The organism is Acinetobacter lwoffii (assembly GCF_024129435.1).
Taxonomy (GTDB): Bacteria; Pseudomonadota; Gammaproteobacteria; order Pseudomonadales; family Moraxellaceae; genus Acinetobacter; species Acinetobacter lwoffii_F.
Window position 1 is genome coordinate 22,975 of record NZ_JAMXXN010000003.1, and the last position, 24,898, is coordinate 47,872.

Genomic DNA, 24,898 nt, shown 5'->3' on the forward strand with positions numbered 1-24,898 from the left:
TACGCCGGCTCGGTTTTAACAGGCGCTGCATGCTTAAACAGATCATCTAGAAGTGACCGAAAATTAAGATTAAATTGCAGGCATTGATTGTAAATTTGACTCAAAACAGTTCAATCCTAGCAAAACAGAATGCTGAAAAAGGCTTCCTTGTTTACTCAAACAATCGCGCTTATTTTTTTGAATCTGTTTAGAGCGACTGAGGTAGCGTCGGATGATACTCCTGAGTCAGTAGGGCTAGCAGTTCCTGCTGTTGTTCCGGATTTAACTGTTGCTGAATCATTTGCAATACTGCAAGCGGTGTGACGGGTTCGGTGACCGTTTCCAGTAAAGTATCTTCAGGCGAGATATCTTTATTTCGCTGCAATTCCAGCTCTGCGTAGATCTGATCAAACTGGGTTTTCATACTTTCAAGATGAATGGGGTGCAGCTGTTTATTTTCCAGTTTCAGACATTGAAAGCCTTGCGCCTGTTCCAGTAATTCAGGCCGGTTGCCGGTCGCAATAATCTGCAAGTTAGGAAAAGCCTGATGCAGGCGTGACAGGATCACTGCTGCCATCTCCTGATCCAGTTGATGATCAATCGCATCAATCAGTAAAACACCTGTGCCTTCCTGACACGGAAATAAACTATTGGGATTCAACAGACAAAGCCGCCGTACAATATCGCCCACCAGTGCAATCCAGTTGCGGATACTGTTGGGCAGTTGCTGAAAACTAAAGGTCTGTTGCTGATAGGTCACCATCAGTTGCAGCTTGGGCTGATATTTTAAATACATCTGGCTGACTTCTGGCAAGATCAGCGATAGGGCCTGTTTTAAAGCGGTGAGATTCGGTGCATGCAGATGTGCCTGGGCTTTCTCGATCTGCCGGGCCAGTTCATCTCCGCGACTGTTTTCAGGCTGCTGCAAGGCACGCGCCAAAATCTGGTTCATAACCTTGGCACTTTGCGCATTTTCAATATCACTGATTTCACGAAACCATTCAAAAAAACGGGCAAAGGTGGTGAAAGGAATCGCAGCGATTTCATAAGCATGTGCGGACTGGAGAATGGCCGGGTTATTTTTGCTGAGCAGATTGACTTCATTGGTAAAGCGTTCAGCAGGATAATAGGCAATTAGCGGCAAACCGAGCAGGGGATCGTGCAAGCGGGCTTTGTGATACAGGCTGAGCATGCTTTCAAGCTGTGAGGTTTCTGCTTTGCTAAAACCCAGACCCTGACTGTTTAGGGTCTTGTAGATTTGCCATGAACAGCTTTGTAGGTTCGCAGGCTCAGACTGACTGGATTCTGGCAAGCTGCCCATCTCTTCAGGAAAACCAATCCGGATGTCAATTTTGGATTGCAGCCGGTTTTGCATGATGTCCTGATCTTGCATCACAAGACCGGCAGCACGGCTGTCGCGATAACGGGCTGCAAACCAGGTCAGTGCCTGATAGCTAAAACGTAAAAGCGTAGTTTTGCCAGTTCCCTGATTGCCCAGAATCAAGGTGACCGGGCATTGCGGATAATTAAACTGAAGCTGAATGTCGGAAAAATGCAGTGTGTGTTTCAGTTGAAACGCTTGGATGTGCATAGATCACCTGTCCTATGAGGTTTACATCCATGCCATGCACTTTAACCGACTGCCTGCCGAAGCGACTGTGGCATTTTGATCTTCAGTTGCTGAATCAGGTCATAAATGTGATGAATATTTAAACTCACTTTAGCACGTGTACAGGCCACGTAAAGTAATCTTAATTCTTCATCACTAATTTTATGGTCTTTTTCATTCAGCTTAAATTGATAGTCATCTTCAATATGAACCCGATCCCATTCCAGACCTTTGGCCTTGTGTGCCGTGGAAATAATATAATCGGCCTGGGCAATTGGGGTGATTTTAGCCAGGGCTTTTTTTAGTGGATCAGTCCCATGTTCGTCCACCAGTTTGACCAGTGGCTTGATGTCACTACCTTCATTGGTTTCACAATATTCATGGACATCATGCCAGGAGTTAAACCAGGCCAGTTCCGGTACATCGACCACACGTTTGCCCTGTTTCAGCATGGCGGCCGCATCGACAAAACGATTCAGTTTGACGTGATCGGCTTGCAGGCTGACTTTATCGCCACGAACTAAACCTGCTAATAACAGTTCCATAGCACGGGCATTGGTCCGGCATAAAATTGCATCCCGTATTTTGGTATGCGGTTTATTCACGACTTTAGAATCTAACAACGGATTGCCAAACAAAGGCACGGTCTCATTGAGGGCACCTAAAATAGCATTGGCATTCAGGGCAATTTCAGGACCAAAACGAAATGAGGTGGTCAGACGTGATTCGGGCAGAGGCAGTTGCTGCATGGCATTGACTGCACCGCGCCAAGCATAGATCTGCTGATGCGCGTCTCCGACATAAATCACTTGGGTGCTGCGCTGTTTCAGCAGAATTCCCAGCATTAAGGGATCGGCATCCTGGGCTTCATCGAACAGCACATAATCGGCCGGGATATTCGGTTCAGACAACGCCCAGAGTTTCAGGTAAATGTCATGACCAATGCCGGCCTGATGATTTGGATCAATCGACTCTAGCCAGCGCCGTTCGACTGCTGGATAAAGTTTCTTCTGTAAAGTCTCGATATCATCCGGATGCAACCAGCTCGGTGCCTGAATATGCCGTGGGGCAGGGTATTGCGAACTGGTCGAACAGAAATAACCGACAGCATTGGCGACCAAGCTTGCCAGACGCGAAGGCATCAAGACATATTTTTCATAACGCCCACCCATCATGCGGCGCATAGTCATTGGTTCAAGCCGGTATTCTTTGGCAATAAAACTTGGACTCAAGCGTGGCAGACGCAGTTTGTCGGTGACTCCACGTGGAACACTGCGAAACGCCAGCGAGTGAAAAGTCCGGCAATCCACTCCCCGGTGAAATTTGGCTTGCGCTTCACTGGCAATGACCTTGTTAAAAGCCAGATACATGCCACGTCTTTGCGGCATGGCATCACTGATCATTTGCAAGGTAGTCGTTTTACCTGTGCCTGCATAGGCAATGACTTTAAAGGATTTGCCCAGACGTGCGTTATCAATGGCAGTCGCCTGCTCATAGGTTGCGGTCGATTTTTTTAAATCAGACACAGATGAATTCAAGGCTTAATGCTGACGATTGGCTTTTTCAACCAAGCCGGATAAGCCTTGGCGACGTGCCAGTTCATTTAATACCAATTGCACATCCAGGTCGAAATAACCCAGCATCACGATGGTATGGAACCACAGGTCTGCCACTTCATAGATCAGATCATTTTTATGGTCTGCCGAAGCATTCTGGTCAAAGTCTTTGGCTGCCAGCACAGTTTCAAAGCTTTCTTCACCGACTTTTTCTAGAATCTTGTTTAAACCTTTATGGTAGAGCTTGGCCACATAAGAGGAGTCCGGATCGGCCTGTTTGCGTTCTGCCATCATCTGACCCAGATAAGACAGGACTTCGACCTGTTCAGATTGAGCGGTTGACGCCTCCATGGCAAACGTATGTGGATTAGCAGATTTTTCACCATAAATCGCAGACGGATCTTTCAACTGTGCATCGACAATTTCCCAGCCATTTGGCGTGAGCTTGCGATAGAAACATGATTCACGGCCAGTATGGCAGGCGATACCGCCATGTTGTTCAATTTGCAGCACAATCACGTCGGCATCACAGTCCAGACGGATTTCATGTACGGTCTGAAAATGTCCTGACTCTTCGCCCTTATGCCATAACTTATTGCGTGAACGGGAGAAATATACCGCCTGATTTTTTTCGGCAGTTAAAGCCAATGCTTCAAGGTTCATCCAGGCCACCATCAACACACGTCCAGTTTGATGATGCTGGGCAATGGCAGGGACTAATCCTTGTTCGTTAAATTTTACTTCATCGAGCCATTGCGCGTTGTTCATAAGGGTTTCCATCATTTCAATCAAAATATAAAAATACGGATAGGAAATATCCGCTGATAGTGTACGTGATCTCGCAGCATTTGCGGCAAAAATCTGTGTTGATCAGGACAGGCTGTGTCGTGGTTTTTTAAATCAGTCCACTTTATTTCAGATCTTGCAAAAATGAGACAGAGAAAAGCCGCCTGGTTGGCGGCTCGTATTGTGATTCAATTATCCGTATGAAAAATTACCAGTGTTCGCCCGGGAACAGACGTGCATATGCTTTTTGCACCAAGTTTAATTTTTGTGGTTGGCCCACAGATGCAGTTGAACTTGGGAACAGGTTATAGCCAATCGACATCAAGACATTGTTGATATCCGGTGCAATTGAATAGGTAATGGAAGCCAGGCGGCCCAAACCGGTCGCCACTTTTTTCGGACGTTTCACAATCGCATAGGCAATCAGGTCAGCCGCCTGTTCTGGGGAAAGCGTCGGTACATATTTATAGATTTTGGTCGGCGCAATCATCGGGGTACGCACCAAAGGCATATAGATCGATGTGATTGCGATTTTATGTGAATGTACTTCTGCAGACAGGCAGCGGCTAAAGGCATCCAGTGCAGCTTTTGAAGCGACATAGGCTGAAAAACGGGTGGCATTGGCCAGTACGCCAATCGAACTGATGTTAATAATATGACCCGCGCGACGAATCATCATTTGCGGCAGGATATTCATCACCAGACGCACCGCGCCGAAATAGTTCAGCTGCATGGTACGTTCAAAATCATGAAAACGATCTACCGACTCATGTACGGCACGGCGAATCGAACGTCCTGCATTATTGATCAGAATATCAATATGATCGACTGAGGCAATAATCTGTTTGGAAACTTCATCAATCGCTTCCATATTGTTTAAATCACATGGAAAGATTGAGGCTTTGCCGCCTTTGGCTTCAATTTCTGATTTTACTTGTTCTAGGGTTTCCTGAGTACGGGCCACCAGTAAAACATGGGCACCTGCATCAGCCAGTTGATGTGCTGTCGTTAAACCAATACCGCTGGATGCACCGGTAATCAGGACGGTTTTACCTGCAACACGTTTTTCCAGTTGTTTGTGTAGTCTAGTTTTCACGTTTGTTATCCCTAATTTGAAGTCAGCGTTCAAATTATTTTTATTAAAGGTCTATGGCGCTCTAACAGAAGATGAGAGCGAAGGTGAGTCCAGATATGATAACCAATTCTTCAGAAAAATCTATAAATTAAACCATTGAAATTAAAATAAAAATTAGAGTAATTGCTCTATTTGTGTTCACTCTTTCATTTAACTTTTAACATGAAAATAAAAAGCAAAGCAAGTGGCTGTTTTAGAAAATAAATAAAAAACCTCACCAAAATGATGAGGTTTCGAATCGACTCGGGCACCGTTTTTAAACAGCCGCCAGCGCCTGTTCCAGATCGGCAATCAGGTCATCAATATGTTCAATCCCGATAGATAAACGCACCATATCCTCACTGACGCCTGCCGATTTTAACTCTTCGGCATTGAGCTGACGATGCGTAGTAGTCGCCGGGTGGCAGGCCAGACTTTTAGCGTCGCCGATATTGACCAGACGGGTGAACAATTGCAGGGCATCAATAAAACGTGTGCCGCCTTCGAGACCATGTTCTACCCCAAAGGTCAGAATGGCAGAAGGTTTACCTTTCACATATTTCTGTGCCAAGGCATGCTGTGGGTGATCTTTCAGGCCGGCGTAATTGACCCATTTCACTTTAGGATGTTTTTGCAGATATTCAGCGACTTTCAGTGCATTTTCGGTATGACGTTCCATACGCAAGCTTAAAGTTTCCAGACCTTGCAGAATCAAAAACACATTCTGCGGACTGATCGCAGCGCCGGTATTACGCAGTGGCACTACACGCGCACGTGCGATATATGCTGCTTCCCCCAAAACTTCGACATAGTTCACGCCATGGTAGCTTGGATCAGGCGTATTCAGGGCAGGGAAACGTTCAGGGTATTTACCCCACGGGAATTTGCCGCTATCCACAATAATGCCGCCAATTGAATTACCATGCCCGCCAATATATTTGGTCAGCGAGTGCACCACGATATCTGCACCGAAATCAAAAGACTTCTGCAAGACAGGAGTTGCTACAGTGTTGTCGACAATCACGGGTACGCCGTATTCATGCGCAATCTTTGAAATCGCTTCCAAGTCGATAATGTTGCCGAGTGGGTTACCAATTGATTCCACAAAAACCAGTTTGGTTTTGTCGTCAATCAGACCACGCAGTGCTTCCGGGTTTTGATAGTCAAAGAAGCGGACTTCAATGCCTTGCTTTGGCAGGGTGTGTGCAAACAGGTTATAGGTGCCACCATATAAAGTAGACACTGAAGCAATATTGTCTCCGGCTTCCGCAATGGTCTGAATCGCATAAGTAATCGCAGCCATGCCAGAGGCCAAAGCCAGCGCGCCAATTCCACCTTCCAGTGCTGCGACACGTTGTTCCAGAACCGCAGTGGTCGGGTTCATAATTCGGGTATAGATATTGCCCTGAACCTTTAAATCAAAGAGATCGGCCCCATGTTGAGTATTGTCAAAGGCATAAGACGTGGTTTGGTAAATCGGCACTGCAACAGCTTTGGTGGTTGCTTCTGGGGTATAACCTGCATGAATCGCAAGGGTTTCTGCTTTATAACTCATTCTGTTTGATCTTCTTGTTTAAGTTTATGGCTTGAGTGTAGCATTTTCACATATGAGTAAAAGTGCAATTTTATTGAAATAAATATATGAAATATTCATATATCGACCTGGATTTGAGTCGTTTATTTTACTGAAAACAACTGTTTAAAAAAACATCATCAATAAACTTGTAACAATGCATTGAAGTTCATGGCAATGGCTTATGTTTTCGCAGCTTTCTGCGTATAATAGCCGATTATTTTTTCGCTCATTTTTGAGCTGGGGTGGTTGTTTTAACCCCATTTGGTTTTTCAGTTGAGGAGTCCTACGTGGCCCAATATATTTACACGATGAACCGAGTGTCGAAGATGGTTCCGCCTAAGCGCGAAATCCTGAAAGACATCTCCTTATCATTTTTCCCAGGCGCTAAAATTGGTGTGCTTGGTTTAAACGGTGCAGGTAAATCTACCTTGCTTCGTATTATGGCGGGCGTAGATAAAGATTTCTCTGGTGAAGCACGTGCGCAACCGGGTATAAAAATCGGTTATCTTGAGCAAGAACCACCTTTAGATGAAACTAAAGACGTTCGTGGTAACGTCGAAGATGGTTTACGTGAACCGCTTGATGCCTTGGCACGTCTGGATGAAGTCTTTGCTGAATATGCAGCAGAAGATGCGGATTTCGATGCACTTGCGAAAGAGCAAGAGAAGCTTGAAGCGATTATCCAGACTTGGGATGCGCATAACCTTGCGAACCAGATGGATCAAGCAGCTGCAGCATTGAACTTGCCTGCTTGGGATGCAGATGTATCTAAGCTTTCAGGTGGTGAACGTCGTCGTGTGGCGCTGTGCCGATTACTTCTGTCTAAACCAGATATGTTACTTCTAGACGAACCAACGAACCATTTAGATGCTTCATCTGTATCTTGGTTGGAACGTTTCTTGAAAGACTTCCCGGGTACCATCGTCGCTATTACGCATGACCGTTACTTCTTGGATAACGTTGCTGAATGGATTCTGGAGCTTGACCGTGGTATGGGCATTCCGTATCAAGGTAACTACTCTTCTTGGCTTGAGCAGAAAAATGCCCGTTTAGAGCAAGAGAACAAGCAGGAAGAATCTTTTGCTAAAGCATTGAAAAAAGAACTTGAATGGGTTCGTTCAAATGCCAAAGGTCAGCAAAAGAAAAACAAAGCGCGTATGGAGCGTTTTGAAGAGCTTAACTCACGCGAATTCCAGCAGCGTAACGAAACCTCTGAAATCTACATTCCACCTGGTCCACGTCTGGGCAACAAGGTTGTAGAAGTTGAAGGCATCAGCAAATCGTTTGGTGATCGCTTACTGTACAAAGATTTAACGTTCACAGTACCACCTGCTGCCATTGTGGGTATCGTGGGTGAGAACGGTGCAGGTAAAACCACGCTATTCCGTATGATGACTGGCGAACAGCAACCAGATACCGGTACGGTAACGCTGGGTGAATCGGTTAAAGTGGCTTATGTCGGTCAGATCCGTGACACTTTAGATAACAACAAAACCGTTTGGGAAGAAGTGTCTGGCGGTTTAGATATCTTGAAGATTGGTGATTACGAAATCGCATCTCGTGCGTATATCGGTCGCTTTAACTTTAAAGGCCAAGATCAGCAAAAGCGCGTAGGTCAATTGTCAGGTGGTGAGCGTAACCGTTTACAACTTGCGAAAATCCTGCAAATGGGTGCAAACGTGATCTTGCTGGATGAACCATCGAACGACTTGGACATCGAAACCTTGCGTGCACTTGAGGATGCCATTCTGGTATTCCCGGGTACTGTGATGGTGATCTCGCATGACCGTTGGTTCCTGGATCGTATTGCAACGCACATCTTGTCATTTGAAGGTGAAACCCCTGAATTCTTCACGGGTAACTATGCTGAGTTTGAAGAATATCGCCGTAAGCGTGATGGTGATGATCTTGTAGCCAAGCGTCAAAAATATCGCAAAATCGGTGTTTAATCATCTCCGACTTTTGTAAATAAAAAAACCAGCCTCAGGGCTGGTTTTTTTATGTTTATTATATGGTGGAGGGTAAATTAGATTTCCCACTCATGATTACATTCACGGCATTTCCATTTCTTTTGTGTTTGCATGAATGCCTGCATTGAAATTTTAAAATCAGGTAGATCTTTATAGAACATAAAACCTGCGATCAAAGAAAGAATAAAGACGATCACAGTCGCAGTCTGTAAAGTGGTACCTGCACCATCGCCAAAAATCCACATCGCGATGCTAATAATGACCAGTAATAATAACAGGAACAGGGCAGGGACCAGAAACATTAAGCTTTTAGGAACCACTGGACGTGGAGCTGCTTGACCTGGCTGGGCCACTGGCATGATTTTCGGGCTTTGACACTTAGGGCAACGATATTGCATTACAACTCCAAAATTCTAAATTACTGATTATTTTATCGGAAGATGCGAAGAAACCGAAATATTGCCCAACATAAAATATACAGGCAATAAAAAACCCAAGTCGCAATGCTTGGGTTTTTTATAAGATGACCATAATATATTATGGTCATCTTGAATATGGCGTCCCTACGGGGATTCGAACCCCGGTTACCGCCGTGAAAGGGCGATGTCCTAGGCCTCTAGACGATAGGGACAATTGAGGCAATAACACAGCTAAAGCAAGACTTGATTTGGTGGAGTCAAGGAGGATCGAACTCCTGACCTCTACAATGCCATTGTAGCGCTCTACCAACTGAGCTATGACCCCAGTCTGTGTGAGCGCTATATTAGGGATATCGCACTCACACGTCAACACAAAAATTAATTAAGCTTGATCAACTGCTTCATTTTTCGGCAACTTTAAGCTTTCATTAAGTTTTTCCCAGACTTTCAGCTCTTTTTTGCTTGGACCACCGACAATTTCCAACGCATGACGTAAGCGTGCAAAGGTTAAATCAGGACCAATGGTCACCATCGTCTGCATTACTGGTGTAGATGCAGTCGAACCGGCGATCGCAATAAAGAACGCAGACATGAAATCACGTAGCTTGATTTCCATTTGTGCGGCCAAGTCCATCAAGGTCTGGCTCACCGTGTCGTTATTCCAAGTAAACAGGCTTTCTAAACGCCAAATTGCGAATTGAAGACTTTGACGTACCTGTTCATCCGACAGTTTCTTGCTTTCAAACTGTTCTTTAGACAGGGTCGGGAAATGGTTGAAATAATGTGCAGACCAGTTCACAGCTTCAGACAGCAGGTTAATACGCGGTTGAATCGCAGCTGCAATTTCTTCTAATTTGGCACGATCTGCTTTCCAGGCCAATAAGGTGTCTAGAAGTTCAGCCGGGCTGAGTGCCTTGATCCATTGACCATTTAACCAGTTCAATTTCTCAACATCAAAGATCGGACCACCGAGGGATACACGTTTGATATCAAAATGCTCAATCATTTCAGCCAAAGTGAATTTTTCACTTTCATCTGGCATTGACCAGCCCATACGACCCAAGTAGTTCAACAAGGCTTCAGGCAGTACACCGATGTCTCTGTAATAGTTAATTGAGGTCGGGTTTTTACGTTTAGACAGCTTAGATTTATCCGGGTTACGCAGCAGTGGCATGTGGCATAGTATCGGCATTTCCCAACCAAAATATTGATACAGCAACTGATGTTTCGGCGCAGATGGAATCCATTCTTCACCACGAATTACGTGGGTGATTTGCATCAAATGATCATCTACTACGTTAGCCAAGTGGTAGGTTGGTAGGCCATCGGTTTTCAGCAGGATTTGCATGTCTACTTGCGCCCATGGAATTTCCACTTCGCCACGCAGCATGTCATTGAATTTACATACACCTTCAGTCGGTACTTTCATGCGAATCACATGTGGTTCACCAGCGGCCAAACGACGCTCCACTTCTTCTTCAGAAAGATTTAGACCACGACCATCATAACGTGGCGACTCTCCACGTGCCTGCTGTTCTGCACGCATTTGATCCAGTTCTTCTGCAGTTGCGAAACAGTAGAAGGCATGACCTTTCTCTACCAGTTCCAAGGCATAATTTTTATAGATATCCATACGTTCTGACTGGCGGTACGGCGCATGCGGGCCACCGACATCAGGACCTTCAGACCAGTTCAGACCCAACCAGCGCAATGAATCCAGGATCATTTTTTCAGATTCAGGCGTTGAGCGCAGTTGGTCAGTATCTTCAATACGAAGAATGAATTCACCGCCATGCTGTTTAGCAAAACATAAGTTAAACAAGGCGATATAGGCAGTACCTACATGCGGAAAACCAGTAGGAGAAGGTGCAATACGAGTACGAACAGTCATAGCCGGATCTAATCTTAGATATAAAATTGCAGCTATTATAGCGAAAAAGCCACATCACTTAATGCTTTATTCAACATTGAATGATGTGGCTTTTAAATCCGGGAATATTCAGCGCTGTTGAGGCTGATTAAGAATGAGCGCTCGAAAAAATACTTTGGACAAAGCGGGTGAAGCGGTAATTCTGTTCTGCAAAGAAATTTTGCGAAGGTGCGACTTTAAATGCAGTCAAGACTTTGAGATTATCTTCTGTTTGAAGTGTTTTTTCAGTTTTTTGTTGCTGAATCGCTTTTTCAATCGGCGAAGTCTTGCTTTCAACAGTGCTTACTGTAGGCTTCGGCAAATCTGTCTTCACAACGACGGCATGACCGAGTTGAATCGAGAACAACATAATCAGGCTTAGGATGCTGGCTGTGAATAATGTAAATTTCATATCCAAACTTCCTCCTTACTTCGGGTTGGTTTTATTTTGTTAAAAATGTTTTTTTAATACTCTGCCTACAATTTAATCACAGTTGATCATAAAGAAGTAGAACCAAGTCACATTTTTTACAAAAGAAATAATATAACTCTGTGGAAAATTACCAAAAATCGTAATTTCCTGTTTTGGTGGCCTATTTTTAACAGACAACTGTGAAGAGAACGTGAAGAACTGTCTTATATTGTAGCAGAAGATTACTTTTCTAGCAGAATATGTATCCGGATTTAATTGTTAGAAGATATCTCAAAATCAGAAATAGATTGTAGATATTGTTATAAATGAATGATTGTTATGCTTATTTTTGATTTGTATAGTGCAGCTCATATAAACAAAGAGTTACATAAGATGAAAAAAATAATAGCATCCGCAATCTTGACAATTTTAGTTGGAACAGCTGTACAGAATTCCGTCGCCAAAGATTTCCTGAATGTCTCTTATGATCCGACCCGTGAATTTTATCAGGAATATAACGAAGAATTTGGCAAGTTCTGGAAGCAGAAAACCGGACAGAAGGTCAATTTTAAACAGTCACATGGTGGTTCAGGCAAGCAGGCGCGTTCAGTGGTCGATGGTTTGCAGGCCGATGTCGTAACCTTGGCCTTAGCCAATGATATCGAAGAAATCGTCAATGCAGGTTTAATAGAGAAAGGTTGGCAAAAAGAGTTTCCGAGTAATTCGGCACCTTATACCTCTACGATTGTATTCTTGGTGCGTAAAGGGAATCCGAAGCAAATCAAAGACTGGAATGATCTGACCAAAGCGGGTGTGGACATTATTACCCCAAACCCGAAAACCGGTGGTGCGCCGCGTTGGATCTACCTGTCTGCTTGGGGTTATGCACTGAAACAGCCCGGCGGTAATGATGCGAAAGCCAAAGAGCTGGTGAAAAAACTTTATCAAAATGTCAAAGTGTTAGATTCCGGTGCCCGTGGTTCACTGACCACGTTTGCCGAGCGCGGCATTGGTGATGTGCTTTTATCCTGGGAAAATGAAGCTTTGCTGGCGACCCAAGGTCTGGGTAAAGACAAATACGATATCGTCTATCCATCGATTTCAATTCTGGCCGAGCCATCGGTAGCGATTGTCGATAAGAACGTGAATAAAAATGGGACTACCCATCTGGCAAAAGGCTATTTGAACTATTTATATTCACCAAAAGGGCAGGAGCTTGCTGCGAAATATTTCTTCCGCCCGCGGGATGCCAAAGTCGCTGCTAAATATTCAGCCCAGTTCCCGAAAATACAGACCTTTACCATTGATAAAGTTTTTGGTGGTTGGGCCAAAGCGCAAAAAACACATTTTGTGAATGGAGCGATTTATGACCAGATTTACAATGAAAAAAGATAAGTAAGCTGTAGTCTAAATACAATAAAGAAAATGGCTAAAGTGTTATCCATTTTCTTTATATCTAATGCATAAAATTCTATATATTAGATATAAGTAGAATAATAAATAGTATTTTCCTTTTAAAAACAAAATATTAAGTCAGAAAAACCTTTCATTTTATCGTGTTGTGATGTTGTAGGGTGAATTGCGATAAATGATTTTATTTCATATAGTTATATCTAATGAAGATAAACTCCGTGCTGCCATGAAAACTCAATTAAAATCGTTATTTAGTGCTGCCTTATTGGCGACTGGTTTAGGCATGACCGCGACTGCTTCACAAGCAGCAGACCGTCAGTTTCTGAATGTATCCTATGATGCCACGCGTGAGTTCTATGATGAATTTAACAAATCATTTGGGGCTTACTGGAAAAACCGCACCGGTCTGGATGTGAATTTCAAGCAGTCACATGGCGGTTCGGGCAAACAGGCACGTTCTGTGGTCGATGGCTTGAAAGGTGATGTGGTGACTTTGGCGCTGGCCAATGACATCGAAGAAATTGTGAAATCTGGTCAGATTCAGCCAGGCTGGCAAAAGGAATTCCCACACAACTCGGCACCTTATACCTCGACGATCGTATTCATGGTACGTAAAGGCAATCCGAAAGGCATCAAGGACTGGAATGACTTAACCAAACCAGGCGTGCAAATTATTACGCCGAACCCAAAAACGGGTGGTTTGCCGCGTTGGGTGTATCTGTCTGCATGGGGTTATGCCGAGAAACAGCCAGGCGGTAATAAAGCCAAAGCACAGGAGTTTGTCGGCAAACTTTATAAGAACGTGAAAGTGATGGATTCTGCTGCCCGTGCTTCAATGACCACCTTTGCCGAGCGTGGGATTGGCGATGTATTGCTGACTTGGGAAAATGAAGCTTTAGTAACGCAAAAGACCTTAGGTAAAAACAAGTTTGATATCGTCTATCCATCAATTACGATTTTGACTGAACCGTCAGTGGCGATTGTGGATCGTACGGTAGAGAAAAATGGCAATAAGTGGTTGGCAACAGGTTATATCAATTACCTGTATTCACCCTTGGGTCAGGAAATGGCAGCTAAACATTTCTATCGTCCACGTAATGAAAAAGTATTAGCGAAATATTCGGCACAGTTCCCGAAAATCAAAACCTTTACCATTGATGAAGTCTTTGGTGGTTGGGCCAATGCACAGAAAACCCATTTTGTGAATGGTGCAATCTTTGACCAGATTTATAACAGCAAGCGTTAATTGATTTACGAAGTCATCTGTATTGAAAAAAGCCTCCGAAACCGGAGGCTTTTTTGTATTAAAAAAATGCTAAAACGGTTTTCTCTATGGAAAGTAATATTTATCTACAAAAAGTCGTTTGGAGCTTTGCCTAAACAGGGTGATAATGTGCAGTTAAATTTTTCCCCCTATTGATTGAGTTTTTATGTCACATATTTCTGTATTACTTCACGAAACGATTGATGCCTTGTTGGCGGGTCGCAATACGGGAACTTATGTGGATGGGACCTTTGGTCGTGGTGGACATACGCGTTTATTGCTGTCCAAATTAGATGAACATGCACGCGTTTATGCCTTTGATAAAGATCCACAGGCACTGGCGGTGGCGGCTGAACTCGAACAAGAAGATTCACGTTTTAAAATTATTCATGCCAGCTTTGCTGATCTGAAAGATGCATTGGCTGAGTTGGGCATTGAACAGGTCGATGGGGTGATGGCGGATCTTGGTGTTTCTTCACCGCAGCTGGATCAGGCTGAACGTGGTTTCAGTTTTATGAAAGATGGCCCGCTGGATATGCGCATGGATAACTCGCAAGGTCCAACTGCAGCAGAATGGCTGACCCAGATTGAAGAAGAAGCACTGGCGAATATCATTTTTAAATATGGTGAAGAGCGTTATAGTCGCCGTATTGCCAAAGCGATTAAAGCTGCCGGATATATTGATACCACGGCAAAGCTGGCTGAGATTGTAAAAGTAGCGCACCCGAAATGGGAAAAAAATAAGCATGCTGCGACCCGTACTTTCCAGGCGATTCGTATTGCTATTAATAAGGAATTAGAAGATATTGAAATCTTCTTGCCTCAGGCCGTTGAAATCTTGAAACCTGAAGCACGTTTGGCGGTGATTAGCTTCCATTCACTGGAAGACCGTTTGATTAAACAATTTATTCAAAAAGAGTCAACGCTTGAAGAGGATTCAGGCTGGGGAATGCCACAACAACAGAAAGATACGCGACGTTTAAAGAAAGTTTCTCGTGTTAAAGCCAGTGATGAGGAGGTTAAAGCCAATCCTCGTTCGCGTAGCGCATGGCTCCGGGTAGCAGAACGTTTAGCTTAATAGGCAGATCATGAAAACGGAAGTGGTTGATAAAAAAACAGAAAAATTGTGGCTGAAAAAAGTTACAATCTATCTCATGCTGATACTGATGGTCTTCATCAGTGCAGTATTTGTGGTATTTCAGGTATTTGAATACCGTCAGGACAACAGAAAGCTGAGTACCTATCTGCGTGAAAGGGATGGCCTGAATGCAGAGTGGGGGCGTTTGCTGATTGAGCAGCAAACTTTCGGCGCGACGGCACAGATCGGTACGCGTGCAGTGACACAGCTGCGTATGTATTCACCTCCGGTTTCACAAAGTGTCGTGATTTCCTTACCACAAACTTCAGATGAGAAAAAATAAGGCTAGCGTTCCGACATGGTAGACAAGAGAAAGAAGCAACCGGTACGTAAAAAACAATCGGTCACCGACAAAAATGCCTCAAATGTTTATATCAATCGTTTTTACATCATGTGGGCGGTGGTGCTGCTGTGTTTTGTGACACTGATTTGCCGTGCTTTCTATGTACAGATTATTAATAAAGATTTTTTGCAAAATAAAGCCAATGCCAATATTTTAAGAACCAATACTATCAAGGCGATGCGTGGCGTAATTTATGATCGTAATGGCATTCCATTGGCGATCAGTACTCCAATCATGAAAATTGTGATTGATCCACGTGATTATTTTGACAATAAAAAACTCTATGACGAGACCATGCTGGCGCTGGAAAAAGAACCGAATAGCCGCAAGCTCAAACGTCAGCTACCGGATAAAAACCTGAATCTGGATGAGCTGGCTGATGCAGTCGGTATGGATCGGGCAGAACTGCGCAAAAAAATGGAAGAACGTCCGCGTTCACGTTATCTGATCCTGAAAAAAGAAGTTCCGCCACAACAGGCCGAACTGATCATGAAACGTAATTTTCAGGGTGTGTATACCGAGAAAAACTATAAACGTTATTATCCGCAGCCACAGCCGAACTCTCAGATTATTGGCCTGACCAATAGCGAAGGCAGCGGCATTGAAGGTCTGGAAATGCAGCTGAATAGCCGTCTTTCCGGCAAGGATGGCGAGCAGCAGATCATTCGCGATAAAAAAGGCAATCGGGTCAAAGAACCGGAAGTGATTAAAGAAGTTGAACCGGGCGAAAATATTACCCTGAGTATCGATTCGCGTCTGCAATATATTATGTACCGTGAGCTGACGGCTGCCGGTGTTGCCAATAATGCCCGTTCAGCCACTGCGATTGCGGTAGATGTCAAAACCGGTGAAATTCTGGCGCTGTCCTCATGGCCATCCTATAACCCGAATGATAAAAACAGCCTGCTCAACAAGGATGCCATGCGTAACCGCGGTGCAGTCGATTCGTTCGAGCCGGGTTCGACCATGAAGCCGCTGACTGTAGCGATGGCCTTGGAAAGTGGCAAATATACGGCGAATTCAGTGGTGAATACCACACCGGGCAGTATGCGGGTCGGTAATCATACCATTCGTGATACGCATAACTATGGTCAGCTGACACTCGGGGGTATTCTGCAGAAATCCTCTAACGTTGGTGTGGCGAAACTGGCCTTGTCATTGCCTTATGAAACCTTACCAACCTTCTATAAACGCCTCGGTTTTGGTCAGCGTTCAGCGGTGAAATTCCCGGGTGAAAGTGCCGGTCTGATTCTGCCGCCAAGCAAATGGAATGTGTCAGAAGTGGCAACCATGTCCTATGGCTATGGTCTGAATGCGACGGTACTTCAGCTGGCTGATGCCTATGCCATGCTGGCCAATAAAGGCGTAAAAATGCCGCTGAGCCTGTACAAGCTGGAAGAGCAGCCGCAGGGTGAACAGATGATCGATGCCAAGATTGCCGATCAGGTCCTGCTGATGATGGAAACTGCAACCTTGCCGGGGGGTACGGCGACTCGTGCCACCATTCCCGGTTATCGCGTGGCGGGTAAAACTGGTACTGCACATAAATTGCGTGCCGACCGTAAAGGTTATTCAACCAGTGAATACCGTGCATTGTTTGCCGGTGTGGCACCAGTCAGTGATCCACGCATTGCTATGGTGGTGGTGGTAGAAAACCCACAAGGCACTTACTATGGTGGTACGGTATCTGCACCAGTCTTTGCCCGCGTGATGCAGGAATCCTTGCGTCTGCTGAATGTCCCTCTGGACAAACCTTTAGAACCTCCCAAAGTCCAGTAAATAGGTGATCAATGTCTATTACATTTCAAGATCTCTACACCCCTCACGATGTCGCTGACTGGATGAAGCAATCCTTTCAGGGCTTCGAGCTGGATAGTCGTAAAGTTAAACCGGGACAGATTTTTATTGCCCTGACCAGTCTGTCACAACCGGAAAAAACTGCTCAATTTGCCCAGAAAGCTTTGCATCAGGGTGCATTGGCTGTGATTTCAGAAACTGAACTGGAGGTATCTCCAAATCTGGTAGTGGCAGATGTACGTCATCTGATGGGGCAGTGGCAAAAGCAGTATTTGCAAGCTACTCAACCTGTTCAAGCTGCGCGTATTCTTGCAGTTACCGGCACCAATGGTAAAACCACGATTTCTCGCTTGGTGGCTGAATTCATCATGCTGCAAGGTAAAGCCTGTGCGGTAATGGGCACCACTGGTAACGGCATTCTGCCAAATCTGGAAGCATCTTCGCATACCACCCTGGATGCCTTGCAATTGCAAAATGCCTTGCATGGCTATGCGCAGGCCGGTGCAGAATTTGCCTCGATTGAAGCCAGCTCACATGGTCTGGAACAAGGTCGCTTGAATGGTTGTGATATCGAGATTGCAGGCTACAGCAATTTGAGTCGTGACCATCTGGATTATCACGGAACATTGCAAGCTTATGCAGAAGCGAAATCAGATTTATTCCGGTTCGAATCTTTAAAAGTGGCTGTCATCAATATCGATGATGAACATGCACAGATCATGCTGGATGCTGCACAAACTAATTCAGCACAGCCTAAAATTTTGACTTATTCCACCAAGCAAAAAGCGGATTATCAGGTTCAGGATATTCAATACAGCATTTTAGGTGCGACCTTTAAGCTGAAAACTGCCTCTGCTGAATATGTGGTTAACAGTCCATTGCTGGGCCATTTCAATATTGAAAATCTGGTCGCCAGTCTGATCATGGCGGAGCAGGCTGGATTTGACTTGGAAAGTTTGATTGCAACTGTGCCACAGCTCAAAGGTGCACCGGGCCGAATGCAGGTGCTGCGTGATGGCGAACGTCTGTTTGTGGTGGATTATGCGCATACCCCGGATGCCCTGACCCAGGTTCTAGTGACCTTGAAACGGCATGTCTCACAAAATCTATGGGCAGTCTTCGGCTGTGGCGGCGACCGTGATCGCGGTAAACGTCCACTGATGACTCAGGCTGCTTTAGACGGTTCGGATATCGCAGTACTCACTTCGGATAACCCGCGAACCGAAGATCCGGCACAAATTTTTGCGGATATGAAAAATGGCATTGATTTTTCCGGCAAAACCTATCATGAAATTCATGACCGTCGTGAAGCGATCAAGTTTGCGGTTAAACACGCGCAGGCGGGTGATATTGTTGTGATCGCAGGGAAGGGTCACGAAAATTATCAGGAAATTGATGGTGTACGTCACTGGTTTGATGACGTGGTCGAAGTGCAAGCTGCGATTGATGCCCAGCATTGCAACACAGATTCAGCCTATTCAGCGCATTAGGATTCAGAAATGCATACCTCAACAACAAGTACTGCGGCGCTGGAGCCGTGGAGCATAGAACAATTACAGCAGGCTACCCAAGGCTACTGGCTGAATGATAAAAAGCCTGCAGGTCAGATCAAGCGGATTTTGACTGATTCACGTGATGCAGAAGCAGGTGATGCTTTTCTGGCGCTGAAAGGCGAGCGTTTTGACGCGCATGACTTTATTGCGCAAGTGGCGGCTCAAGGTTGTGAAATTGCCATTGTCAGCCGTCCGGTGGATGCTGATATTTGCCAGTTGGTAGTGGAAGATACCCGTTTGGCACTTGGACAGTTAGGTGCTTATCGCCGTCAGCAGAATCCTCAACTCAAAGTCATTGCCTTGACCGGCAGTAGTGGCAAGACCACGACTAAAGAAATGCTGGGAAGCATGCTGTCGCGTCTGGCACCGACCTTGGTTACGCGTGGTAATTTGAATAATGACCTCGGCGTGCCGGTAATGTTGCTGGAGCTGCGTCCTGAACATCAATATGCGGTGATGGAACTCGGTGCGAGTCATCAGGGTGAAATTGATTACACCTCGAAAATGGTACAGCCGCATGTGGCCGGGATCATTAATATCGGGACTGCACATTTAGGTGAATTTGGTGGCCGTGACGGAATTTGCCGTGCAAAATCCGAGATTTATGCACATATCTCTGAAACTTCGATTATTCCTGCTGCCGATGATTTTGCTGAAACCATTCGTGCCGCAGTAAAAACTGAAAAAAGCTTGAGTTTTGGTGCTGGTGGTGAAGTCTATGCCAGCGATGTAGTCCTTGATGCTCAATCTTCAAGCTTTACCCTGAATACAGCGCAAGGCTCGAAAACAGTTCAGTTGCCGTTTGCCGGCGAGCATAATGTTGAAAATGCGACCGCAGCAGCAGCTTTTGCCCTGGCGATCGGTATTGGTCTGGATGATATCGTGGCCGGTCTGGAACAGGCCGTGGGTGCGAAAGGTCGTCTGAACTTTATTCCGTACAAAGACTATTTATTTATTGACGACACCTACAATGCCAATCCGGGTTCGATGCGTGCAGCGGCTGAAGTTCTGGCGCAGCAGCAGGGCATCCGGGTGATGGTCACCGGCGATATTGGTGAACTCGGTTCATCTGCCGCAATCGAGCATTACAAGCTCGGTCGGGATCTGGTCTCGGTGAAAGGCATTAATTTTGTGGTGGCTGTAGGTGAATTTGCGCCTGCCGCACAAGAAGGTGCCCGTAGTACACAATATGGTAAAAAAATGCAGGCTTTCCTGAATCAGGAGCAGGCATTACCGTTTTTAATTCGTTTGATTGAAACACATCAACCTCAGCCGATGTCATTCCTGTTTAAAGGGTCGCGTTTTACCCATATGGAAACATTGATGGCTGCATTGATGGAGAAACTCTAAATGCTGTTATGGCTCTTTGAACATTTGGCGGGCTTTGACAGCACGTTTCAGGTGGTTCGTTATTTAACTTTACGTGCTTTGCTCAGTGTCTTGACGGCATTGACCATCGGTCTGGTGCTCGGTCCTGTAATGATTCGCAAGCTTCAGGCGCTGAAATATGGTCAGGCAGTCAGCTCGTATGCCCCTGAAAACCATGCTAAGAAAATGGGCACGCCGACCATGGGCGGGGTGCTGATCCTGCTTTCGATTGGTATCTCAACTCTACTCTGGGCAGATCTTTCCAATCCTTATGTCTGGATTGTGCTGGGGGTGATGGTGATTTTCGGTGCCGTTGGCTGGGCCGATGACTGGATTAAAATCCGTTATAAAGACAATGCGGGTTTGCCTGCGAAGAAAAAATTCTTCTGGACTTCAGTGGGTTCGTTGGGTGCTGGTATTGCTTTGTATGTCATTGCACAGCAACAGACCAATCCGGTGCATACCGCGAATATGCTGGATCTGCTGATTCCATTCTTTAAAGACCTAAGCATTCCATTATCGATGATCCCATTGGGCATTGGTTTTATTATCTTTACCTATTTCGTGATTAACGGTGCCTCCAATGCCGTGAACTTGACTGATGGTCTGGATGGTCTGGCAATCATGCCAATCGTGCTGGTTGCTACAGGTTTGGGCGTATTTGCCTATTTGGCTGGTGACGTGCGCTTTGCCAATTATCTGCATATTCCTTATGTAAAATATTCGTCTGAACTGGTGGTGGTCTGTGCTGCCATGATCGGAGCGGGTCTGGCTTTCCTTTGGTATAACGCCCATCCAGCCCAAGTATTTATGGGGGATGTCGGTGCTTTATCTCTCGGTGCAATGCTCGGTACGATTGCCGTCATGGTTCGTCAGGAAATCGTATTTGCGATTATGGCTGGTGTCTTTGTCGTGGAAGCGGTTTCAGTCTTCCTGCAGATTGGTTCATTAAGAATGCGCAATAAACGTGTATTCCTGATGGCGCCGCTACATCATCATTATGAAAAGAAAGGCTGGCGTGAAACCCAGGTGGTGATCCGTTTCTGGATTATTACGATTATGCTGGTAGTTTTAGGTCTAATGACCTTAAAATTGCGCTAAGAAATGCATTGGAAAAAGTCGGCGCATGCCGGCTTTTTTGTTTTGGAGAAAATGATGAATTTACTCATGTGCCCAGTCTGTCGCCAGCAGTTGAGCTTAAATGAAAGAACATGGCGCTGTGAGAATCATCATAGTTACGATGTCGCCAAACAAGGCTATGTGAACCTGCATGTGGTTCAGCACAAGCATAGTAAAAATCCGGGAGATACGCCTGAGTCTGTGCAGGCACGTCGCGCATTTCTCAGTGCAGGTTATTATGCGCCTTTGCAACAGGCTGTCGTAGAGAAGATTCGCGAGTTGCGGATTGAGAACCTTTTGGATATTGGTTGTGGGGAAGGCTACTATACCGATGCCATGCAGGCCGAAGTGCTGCAATGTGTTGGGGTCGATATTGCCAAGAATGCGGTTCAGGTCGCAGCCAAACTGAATAAAGAGGTGACTTGGGTCGTGGGAACCGGAGCGACTTTACCAGTATTAGATGAGTTGATTGATCTGTGTACCAGCTTGTTTAGTCCAATTCCCAAACAGGAAATCCTGCGAGTTTTAAAACCAAAATCTTATTTGATGGTGGTGACACCGGCCCCACAACATTTATATGCTATGCGTGAGGCTTTATTTGAAGAAGTGAAACCACACGAGCCGCAGAAGTTTGTTGAGCAGTTACAAGATGAATTTAATCTGGTTAGTGAGCAGGTGATTGGTGCGCCAATGGTTTTGCCGCAGGCTGATTTAAAAAACCTGATTGCCATGACACCCTATGCTTATAAGGCCAAGCCGGAACACCGTTTAGCACTCGAACAGCAGGATCAGTTTGAATTGCTGGCGCAATATCAGATTTATCTGTTCCAAAAGAAATAAAAAATGCATATAAAAAAGCCCTCAACTGAGGGCTTTTTTATATCTTCAGATTACTGGACTTCTTCGATCAAATTTTCCAGTGAGTCTACCCGGTTTGGCTGAAGAGGCTGTTCTTGAGGTGCAGAACCTTCATCATCTGGTAAACGAATCGGTTGATCCGGTAAATCCTCAAAGTCAGTTTCTGTACGTTTCGGGACGACCACAGGTGCAGGACGGTAAAGCGCTGTCGCCAGAGGCGGAGAAGACGGATCATTCTGTGCTTCATCAGCCTGAACCCCCTTGTTGCGATTTACCGGTGCCTTGGCATTGCGGTCTAAACGTACCCATGCTTCCGGCTGGCCTTTTAATGCCTTGCCCATAAAATCGGTCCAGATCGGTAGAGCTGCCACACCACCATATTCACGGCGACCTAAGGTGGTCGGCTGGTCAAAGCCTACCCAAGTCACGGTAACTAACTTACCATTGAAACCTGCAAACCAGGCGTCTTTGGCATCGTTCGTGGTACCGGTCTTCCCGCCAATATCGCTGCGACCAATTCTTAATGCAGCACGACCAGTACCATGTTGAATTACGTCACGCAAAATGTTGGCCATGTCATAGGCAGAGCTGGATTTTAAAATACGCTGTGCCTGACGATAATTACTGTCTTCGGCAGAGACTTTAGGTGGGGCCTGTTGTTGCTCTAAAGTTGTATTGTTGATTGCAATTGCTTCGTCATCTGCGGTAATAGGGTCAGTGGCTTGAACTGTTTCTTCTTTTGCGTTGATACATGAAATACAGGCATATTCAGGCTTGGCTTCAAAGATGGTATTGCCGTAGGCATCTTCAATGCGGGTAATAAAGTGCGGCTGAATTCGGTAACCGCCATTGGCAAAAGTGGCATAGCCAGTCGCCATCTGAATCGGAAGAACCTGCGGGGTGCCTAAGGCAATGGTATAGTTACGTGGAATCTGACTGTCCTGTAAACCAAAATCCATGAATAACTGACGTGTACGCTCAATCCCGACGGCCTGTAATAAGCGCACTGAGACTGTATTACGTGACAGATAAAGTGCACGACGTAGGGGGATCATGCCCAGATAACGGCCATCCGAGTTACGTGGCGTCCATTTGCCAATGGTAATGGGTGCATCATTGACCATAGTATGCGGCGTCATGCCACGTTCTAAAGCCAGGGCATAAACAAAAGGCTTAATGGTAGAGCCGGGTTGACGCCAGCCTTGGATTGCACGGTTAAATTTCGACTGATAAAAGTTATATCCCCCGACAATGGCTTCAATCGCACCATTATTTGGATTGATGGCAATCAATTGTCCTTGCACATTGGGGATCTGCACCAATGACCACGAGGTTTTATTTTCATTGGGTCTTAAACGAACAATATCTTTGACTTTGACAATTTCGGACGCTTTGCTCGGTGCGCCACCTACACTGTTGACGTTACGAAAGCGACGCGCCCAGGACATACCTGACCAGGGAACAGTCACGCTGCTTCCGTCCTGCATGAGTGCTTCAAAACTAGAATTACCCACCTGAGTTACTTGCGCAGGATAGGTGTTGGCATAGGCACGGAACTTATCGAGGGGTTGATCATGTGCTTCAGCACCACGCCAGCCATGTCGACGATCATAAGCCTCTAGGCCTTCTTGTACCGCTTGCTCCGCATAGGCCTGACGTTCACTATGGATGGTGGTATAGACTTTATAACCAGAATCTACCGCCTGTTCACCAAAGTTTTGTACCAGTTCAGAACGTACCATTTCGCCGACATACGGGAATTTATTACGGGTACTCCGATCAGGCATATCTAAATTTACCGGTTCAGCAATGGCTTGCTGATACTGGCTCTGATTTAAATAGCCCAGTTGCAGCATACGGCCCAGAATCCAGTTACGACGTTCCAGGGCGCGCTTGGGATTGGCGACCGGATTATATCGAGAAGGTGCTTTAGGCAGGCCAGAGATCATGGCCATTTGTGCAATTGAAAGCTCTTCTAAGCTCTTGTTATAGTAAATTTTAGCTGCTGCTGCGATGCCGTAAGCATTTTTTCCCAAGAAAATTTTATTGACATACAAGGTCAGAATTTCTTCTTTAGTTAAGTTTTGCTCAATTTTACGGGCCAGAAAAATTTCTGTCAGTTTACGCTTCAGCGTCCGTTCAGGGCTAAGGTAATAGTTTTTTGCCACTTGCATGGTAATGGTCGAACCACCGGTCTGTACATCCGAGCCGGTCACCGTCTCACTGAGTGCGCGTCCCAAGCTTTTAAAGCTGATCCCGCTATGCTCAAAAAAGCTGGAATCTTCAGCGGCGAGGAAAGCATGAATAAACTCGGGCGGAATTTGTTCATATTTCACGGGAACAGAAAGCTTGCCTCCATATTCGGCAATTAATTCATTATCTGAACTAAAAACTTGTAAAGGCTTTAATAAAGGTGCCTTTTTAAGCGTAGACATTTCAGGCAAAGATGGGGCAATATAGAGATACATGCCATAGAAACCCATCGGAATTGAGATCAGTATAATGATAATGATCAAAAAAAATGGATGAACAAGGCCTGAACAAGATAGCTTTTTCATAACAAGTAAGTTTTAATAAGAGCTAATGGCGAACTAATTACCGGTCAGTATATCCTGTCGATATCCATATTGTTAGATGAGTTATTGTATCTATATAAAATTATAGACTGGACCAATTGGTAAGTTAGATTGAATTGGGGACAAAAAAATAATAGGA

At 45.3% G+C, this 24,898-nt stretch carries 19 protein-coding genes and 2 tRNA genes; 10 read left to right on the plus strand and 11 right to left on the minus strand.

The window, feature by feature from the left end; genetic code table 11:
* Positions 1 to 187: 187 nt before the first annotated feature.
* From NI455_RS02595 to NI455_RS02615, 5 genes are all read right to left on the minus strand, one after another.
* Entirely contained in the window at positions 188 to 1,570 is a 1,383-nt protein-coding gene (locus tag NI455_RS02595; protein ID WP_253112241.1) for an ATP-binding protein, read from the minus strand.
* A 41-nt stretch (positions 1,571 to 1,611) separates the two neighbouring features.
* A complete protein-coding gene (locus NI455_RS02600) occupies positions 1,612 to 3,114 on the minus strand; it encodes a UvrD-helicase domain-containing protein (protein WP_253112243.1) in 1,503 nt (500 codons plus the stop codon).
* 15 nt (positions 3,115 to 3,129) lie between these two features.
* A complete protein-coding gene (gene hisIE / locus NI455_RS02605; RefSeq protein ID WP_253112246.1) occupies positions 3,130 to 3,912 on the minus strand; it encodes a bifunctional phosphoribosyl-AMP cyclohydrolase/phosphoribosyl-ATP diphosphatase HisIE in 783 nt (260 codons plus the stop codon).
* 226 nt (positions 3,913 to 4,138) lie between these two features.
* Positions 4,139 to 5,026 (minus strand): SDR family NAD(P)-dependent oxidoreductase, encoded by an 888-nt coding sequence (locus NI455_RS02610; protein WP_004644933.1) that lies wholly within the window; start codon positions 5,024 to 5,026, stop codon positions 4,139 to 4,141.
* Between the two features lie 295 nt (positions 5,027 to 5,321).
* Positions 5,322 to 6,599, minus strand: coding sequence for an O-acetylhomoserine aminocarboxypropyltransferase/cysteine synthase family protein (locus NI455_RS02615; RefSeq protein WP_253112247.1), 1,278 nt, complete (start codon positions 6,597 to 6,599; stop codon positions 5,322 to 5,324).
* 308 nt (positions 6,600 to 6,907) lie between these two features.
* On the opposite strand from NI455_RS02615, the gene ettA reads away from it, so the two are divergent.
* On the plus strand, positions 6,908 to 8,569 hold the full coding sequence (gene ettA / locus NI455_RS02620; protein ID WP_005263915.1) for an energy-dependent translational throttle protein EttA: 1,662 nt from the start codon (positions 6,908 to 6,910) through the stop codon (positions 8,567 to 8,569).
* Between the two features lie 77 nt (positions 8,570 to 8,646).
* Here ettA and NI455_RS02625 read toward each other — a convergent pair whose 3' ends face one another.
* From NI455_RS02625 to NI455_RS02645, 5 genes are all read right to left on the minus strand, one after another.
* Entirely contained in the window at positions 8,647 to 8,988 is a 342-nt protein-coding gene (locus tag NI455_RS02625; protein WP_004281123.1) for a membrane protein, read from the minus strand.
* A 157-nt stretch (positions 8,989 to 9,145) separates the two neighbouring features.
* A tRNA-Glu gene (locus NI455_RS02630) sits at positions 9,146 to 9,221 on the minus strand.
* A 37-nt stretch (positions 9,222 to 9,258) separates the two neighbouring features.
* Positions 9,259 to 9,334, minus strand: a tRNA-Ala gene (locus NI455_RS02635).
* A 57-nt stretch (positions 9,335 to 9,391) separates the two neighbouring features.
* Complete coding sequence (gene gltX / locus NI455_RS02640) at positions 9,392 to 10,900, minus strand: glutamate--tRNA ligase (RefSeq protein WP_253112249.1); 1,509 nt, start codon at positions 10,898 to 10,900, stop codon at positions 9,392 to 9,394.
* Between the two features lie 127 nt (positions 10,901 to 11,027).
* Entirely contained in the window at positions 11,028 to 11,330 is a 303-nt protein-coding gene (locus tag NI455_RS02645; protein WP_004281126.1) for a hypothetical protein, read from the minus strand.
* A gap of 393 nt (positions 11,331 to 11,723) precedes the next feature.
* Here NI455_RS02645 and NI455_RS02650 point away from each other — a divergent pair, with 393 nt between their 5' ends.
* The 9 genes from NI455_RS02650 to NI455_RS02690 all read left to right on the plus strand — a co-directional run bounded on the left by NI455_RS02650 (position 11,724) and on the right by NI455_RS02690 (position 22,165).
* The gene (locus NI455_RS02650; RefSeq protein WP_253112251.1) at positions 11,724 to 12,725 is read left to right on the plus strand and encodes a sulfate ABC transporter substrate-binding protein; all 1,002 of its coding nucleotides are present in this window, start codon (positions 11,724 to 11,726) and stop codon (positions 12,723 to 12,725) included.
* 244 nt (positions 12,726 to 12,969) lie between these two features.
* Positions 12,970 to 13,989: a sulfate ABC transporter substrate-binding protein gene (locus NI455_RS02655; RefSeq protein ID WP_034439628.1), complete on the plus strand. Its 1,020-nt coding sequence runs from the start codon at positions 12,970 to 12,972 to the stop codon at positions 13,987 to 13,989.
* Positions 13,990 to 14,173: 184 nt separating this feature from the next.
* Positions 14,174 to 15,085 carry a 16S rRNA (cytosine(1402)-N(4))-methyltransferase RsmH gene (gene rsmH / locus NI455_RS02660; protein ID WP_086044378.1) on the plus strand — a complete coding sequence of 304 codons (912 nt, stop codon included), beginning with the start codon at positions 14,174 to 14,176 and terminating at the stop codon, positions 15,083 to 15,085.
* A gap of 76 nt (positions 15,086 to 15,161) precedes the next feature.
* Positions 15,162 to 15,428: a cell division protein FtsL gene (gene ftsL, locus NI455_RS02665; RefSeq protein ID WP_435574929.1), complete on the plus strand. Its 267-nt coding sequence runs from the start codon at positions 15,162 to 15,164 to the stop codon at positions 15,426 to 15,428.
* A 15-nt stretch (positions 15,429 to 15,443) separates the two neighbouring features.
* The gene (gene ftsI, locus NI455_RS02670; RefSeq protein ID WP_174894132.1) at positions 15,444 to 17,267 is read left to right on the plus strand and encodes a penicillin-binding protein PBP3; all 1,824 of its coding nucleotides are present in this window, start codon (positions 15,444 to 15,446) and stop codon (positions 17,265 to 17,267) included.
* Positions 17,268 to 17,278: 11 nt separating this feature from the next.
* Positions 17,279 to 18,775 (plus strand): UDP-N-acetylmuramoyl-L-alanyl-D-glutamate--2,6-diaminopimelate ligase, encoded by a 1,497-nt coding sequence (locus tag NI455_RS02675; RefSeq protein ID WP_253112256.1) that lies wholly within the window; start codon positions 17,279 to 17,281, stop codon positions 18,773 to 18,775.
* A gap of 9 nt (positions 18,776 to 18,784) precedes the next feature.
* Positions 18,785 to 20,188 (plus strand): UDP-N-acetylmuramoyl-tripeptide--D-alanyl-D-alanine ligase, encoded by a 1,404-nt coding sequence (locus NI455_RS02680; RefSeq protein ID WP_253112258.1) that lies wholly within the window; start codon positions 18,785 to 18,787, stop codon positions 20,186 to 20,188.
* Positions 20,189 to 21,307 carry a phospho-N-acetylmuramoyl-pentapeptide-transferase gene (mraY, locus tag NI455_RS02685; RefSeq protein WP_004644946.1) on the plus strand — a complete coding sequence of 373 codons (1,119 nt, stop codon included), beginning with the start codon at positions 20,189 to 20,191 and terminating at the stop codon, positions 21,305 to 21,307.
* Positions 21,308 to 21,361: 54 nt separating this feature from the next.
* Positions 21,362 to 22,165, plus strand: coding sequence for a putative RNA methyltransferase (locus tag NI455_RS02690; RefSeq protein WP_253112259.1), 804 nt, complete (start codon positions 21,362 to 21,364; stop codon positions 22,163 to 22,165).
* A gap of 50 nt (positions 22,166 to 22,215) precedes the next feature.
* Here the strand turns inward: NI455_RS02690 and ponA are convergent, their stop codons facing one another.
* The gene (gene ponA / locus NI455_RS02695; protein WP_253112261.1) at positions 22,216 to 24,741 is read right to left on the minus strand and encodes a penicillin-binding protein PBP1a; all 2,526 of its coding nucleotides are present in this window, start codon (positions 24,739 to 24,741) and stop codon (positions 22,216 to 22,218) included.
* Positions 24,742 to 24,898 lie beyond the last annotated feature (157 nt).

Excerpts from the sequence above, each read along its gene's own strand:
- NI455_RS02595 (WP_253112241.1), bottom strand. The coding sequence starts at position 1,570 with ATGCACATCCAAGCGTTTCAACTGAAACACACACTGCATTTTTCCGAC.
- hisIE (WP_253112246.1), bottom strand. The coding sequence starts at position 3,912 with ATGAACAACGCGCAATGGCTCGATGAAGTAAAATTTAACGAACAAGGA.
- NI455_RS02615 (WP_253112247.1), bottom strand. The coding sequence starts at position 6,599 with ATGAGTTATAAAGCAGAAACCCTTGCGATTCATGCAGGTTATACCCCA.
- NI455_RS02625 (WP_004281123.1), bottom strand. The coding sequence starts at position 8,988 with ATGCAATATCGTTGCCCTAAGTGTCAAAGCCCGAAAATCATGCCAGTG.
- gltX (WP_253112249.1), bottom strand. The coding sequence starts at position 10,900 with ATGACTGTTCGTACTCGTATTGCACCTTCTCCTACTGGTTTTCCGCAT.
- NI455_RS02645 (WP_004281126.1), bottom strand. The coding sequence starts at position 11,330 with ATGAAATTTACATTATTCACAGCCAGCATCCTAAGCCTGATTATGTTG.
- NI455_RS02650 (WP_253112251.1), top strand. The coding sequence starts at position 11,724 with ATGAAAAAAATAATAGCATCCGCAATCTTGACAATTTTAGTTGGAACA.
- NI455_RS02655 (WP_034439628.1), top strand. The coding sequence starts at position 12,970 with ATGAAAACTCAATTAAAATCGTTATTTAGTGCTGCCTTATTGGCGACT.
- rsmH (WP_086044378.1), top strand. The coding sequence starts at position 14,174 with ATGTCACATATTTCTGTATTACTTCACGAAACGATTGATGCCTTGTTG.
- ftsL (WP_435574929.1), top strand. The coding sequence starts at position 15,162 with ATGCTGATACTGATGGTCTTCATCAGTGCAGTATTTGTGGTATTTCAG.
- ftsI (WP_174894132.1), top strand. The coding sequence starts at position 15,444 with ATGGTAGACAAGAGAAAGAAGCAACCGGTACGTAAAAAACAATCGGTC.
- NI455_RS02675 (WP_253112256.1), top strand. The coding sequence starts at position 17,279 with ATGTCTATTACATTTCAAGATCTCTACACCCCTCACGATGTCGCTGAC.
- NI455_RS02680 (WP_253112258.1), top strand. The coding sequence starts at position 18,785 with ATGCATACCTCAACAACAAGTACTGCGGCGCTGGAGCCGTGGAGCATA.
- mraY (WP_004644946.1), top strand. The coding sequence starts at position 20,189 with ATGCTGTTATGGCTCTTTGAACATTTGGCGGGCTTTGACAGCACGTTT.
- NI455_RS02690 (WP_253112259.1), top strand. The coding sequence starts at position 21,362 with ATGAATTTACTCATGTGCCCAGTCTGTCGCCAGCAGTTGAGCTTAAAT.
- ponA (WP_253112261.1), bottom strand. The coding sequence starts at position 24,741 with ATGAAAAAGCTATCTTGTTCAGGCCTTGTTCATCCATTTTTTTTGATC.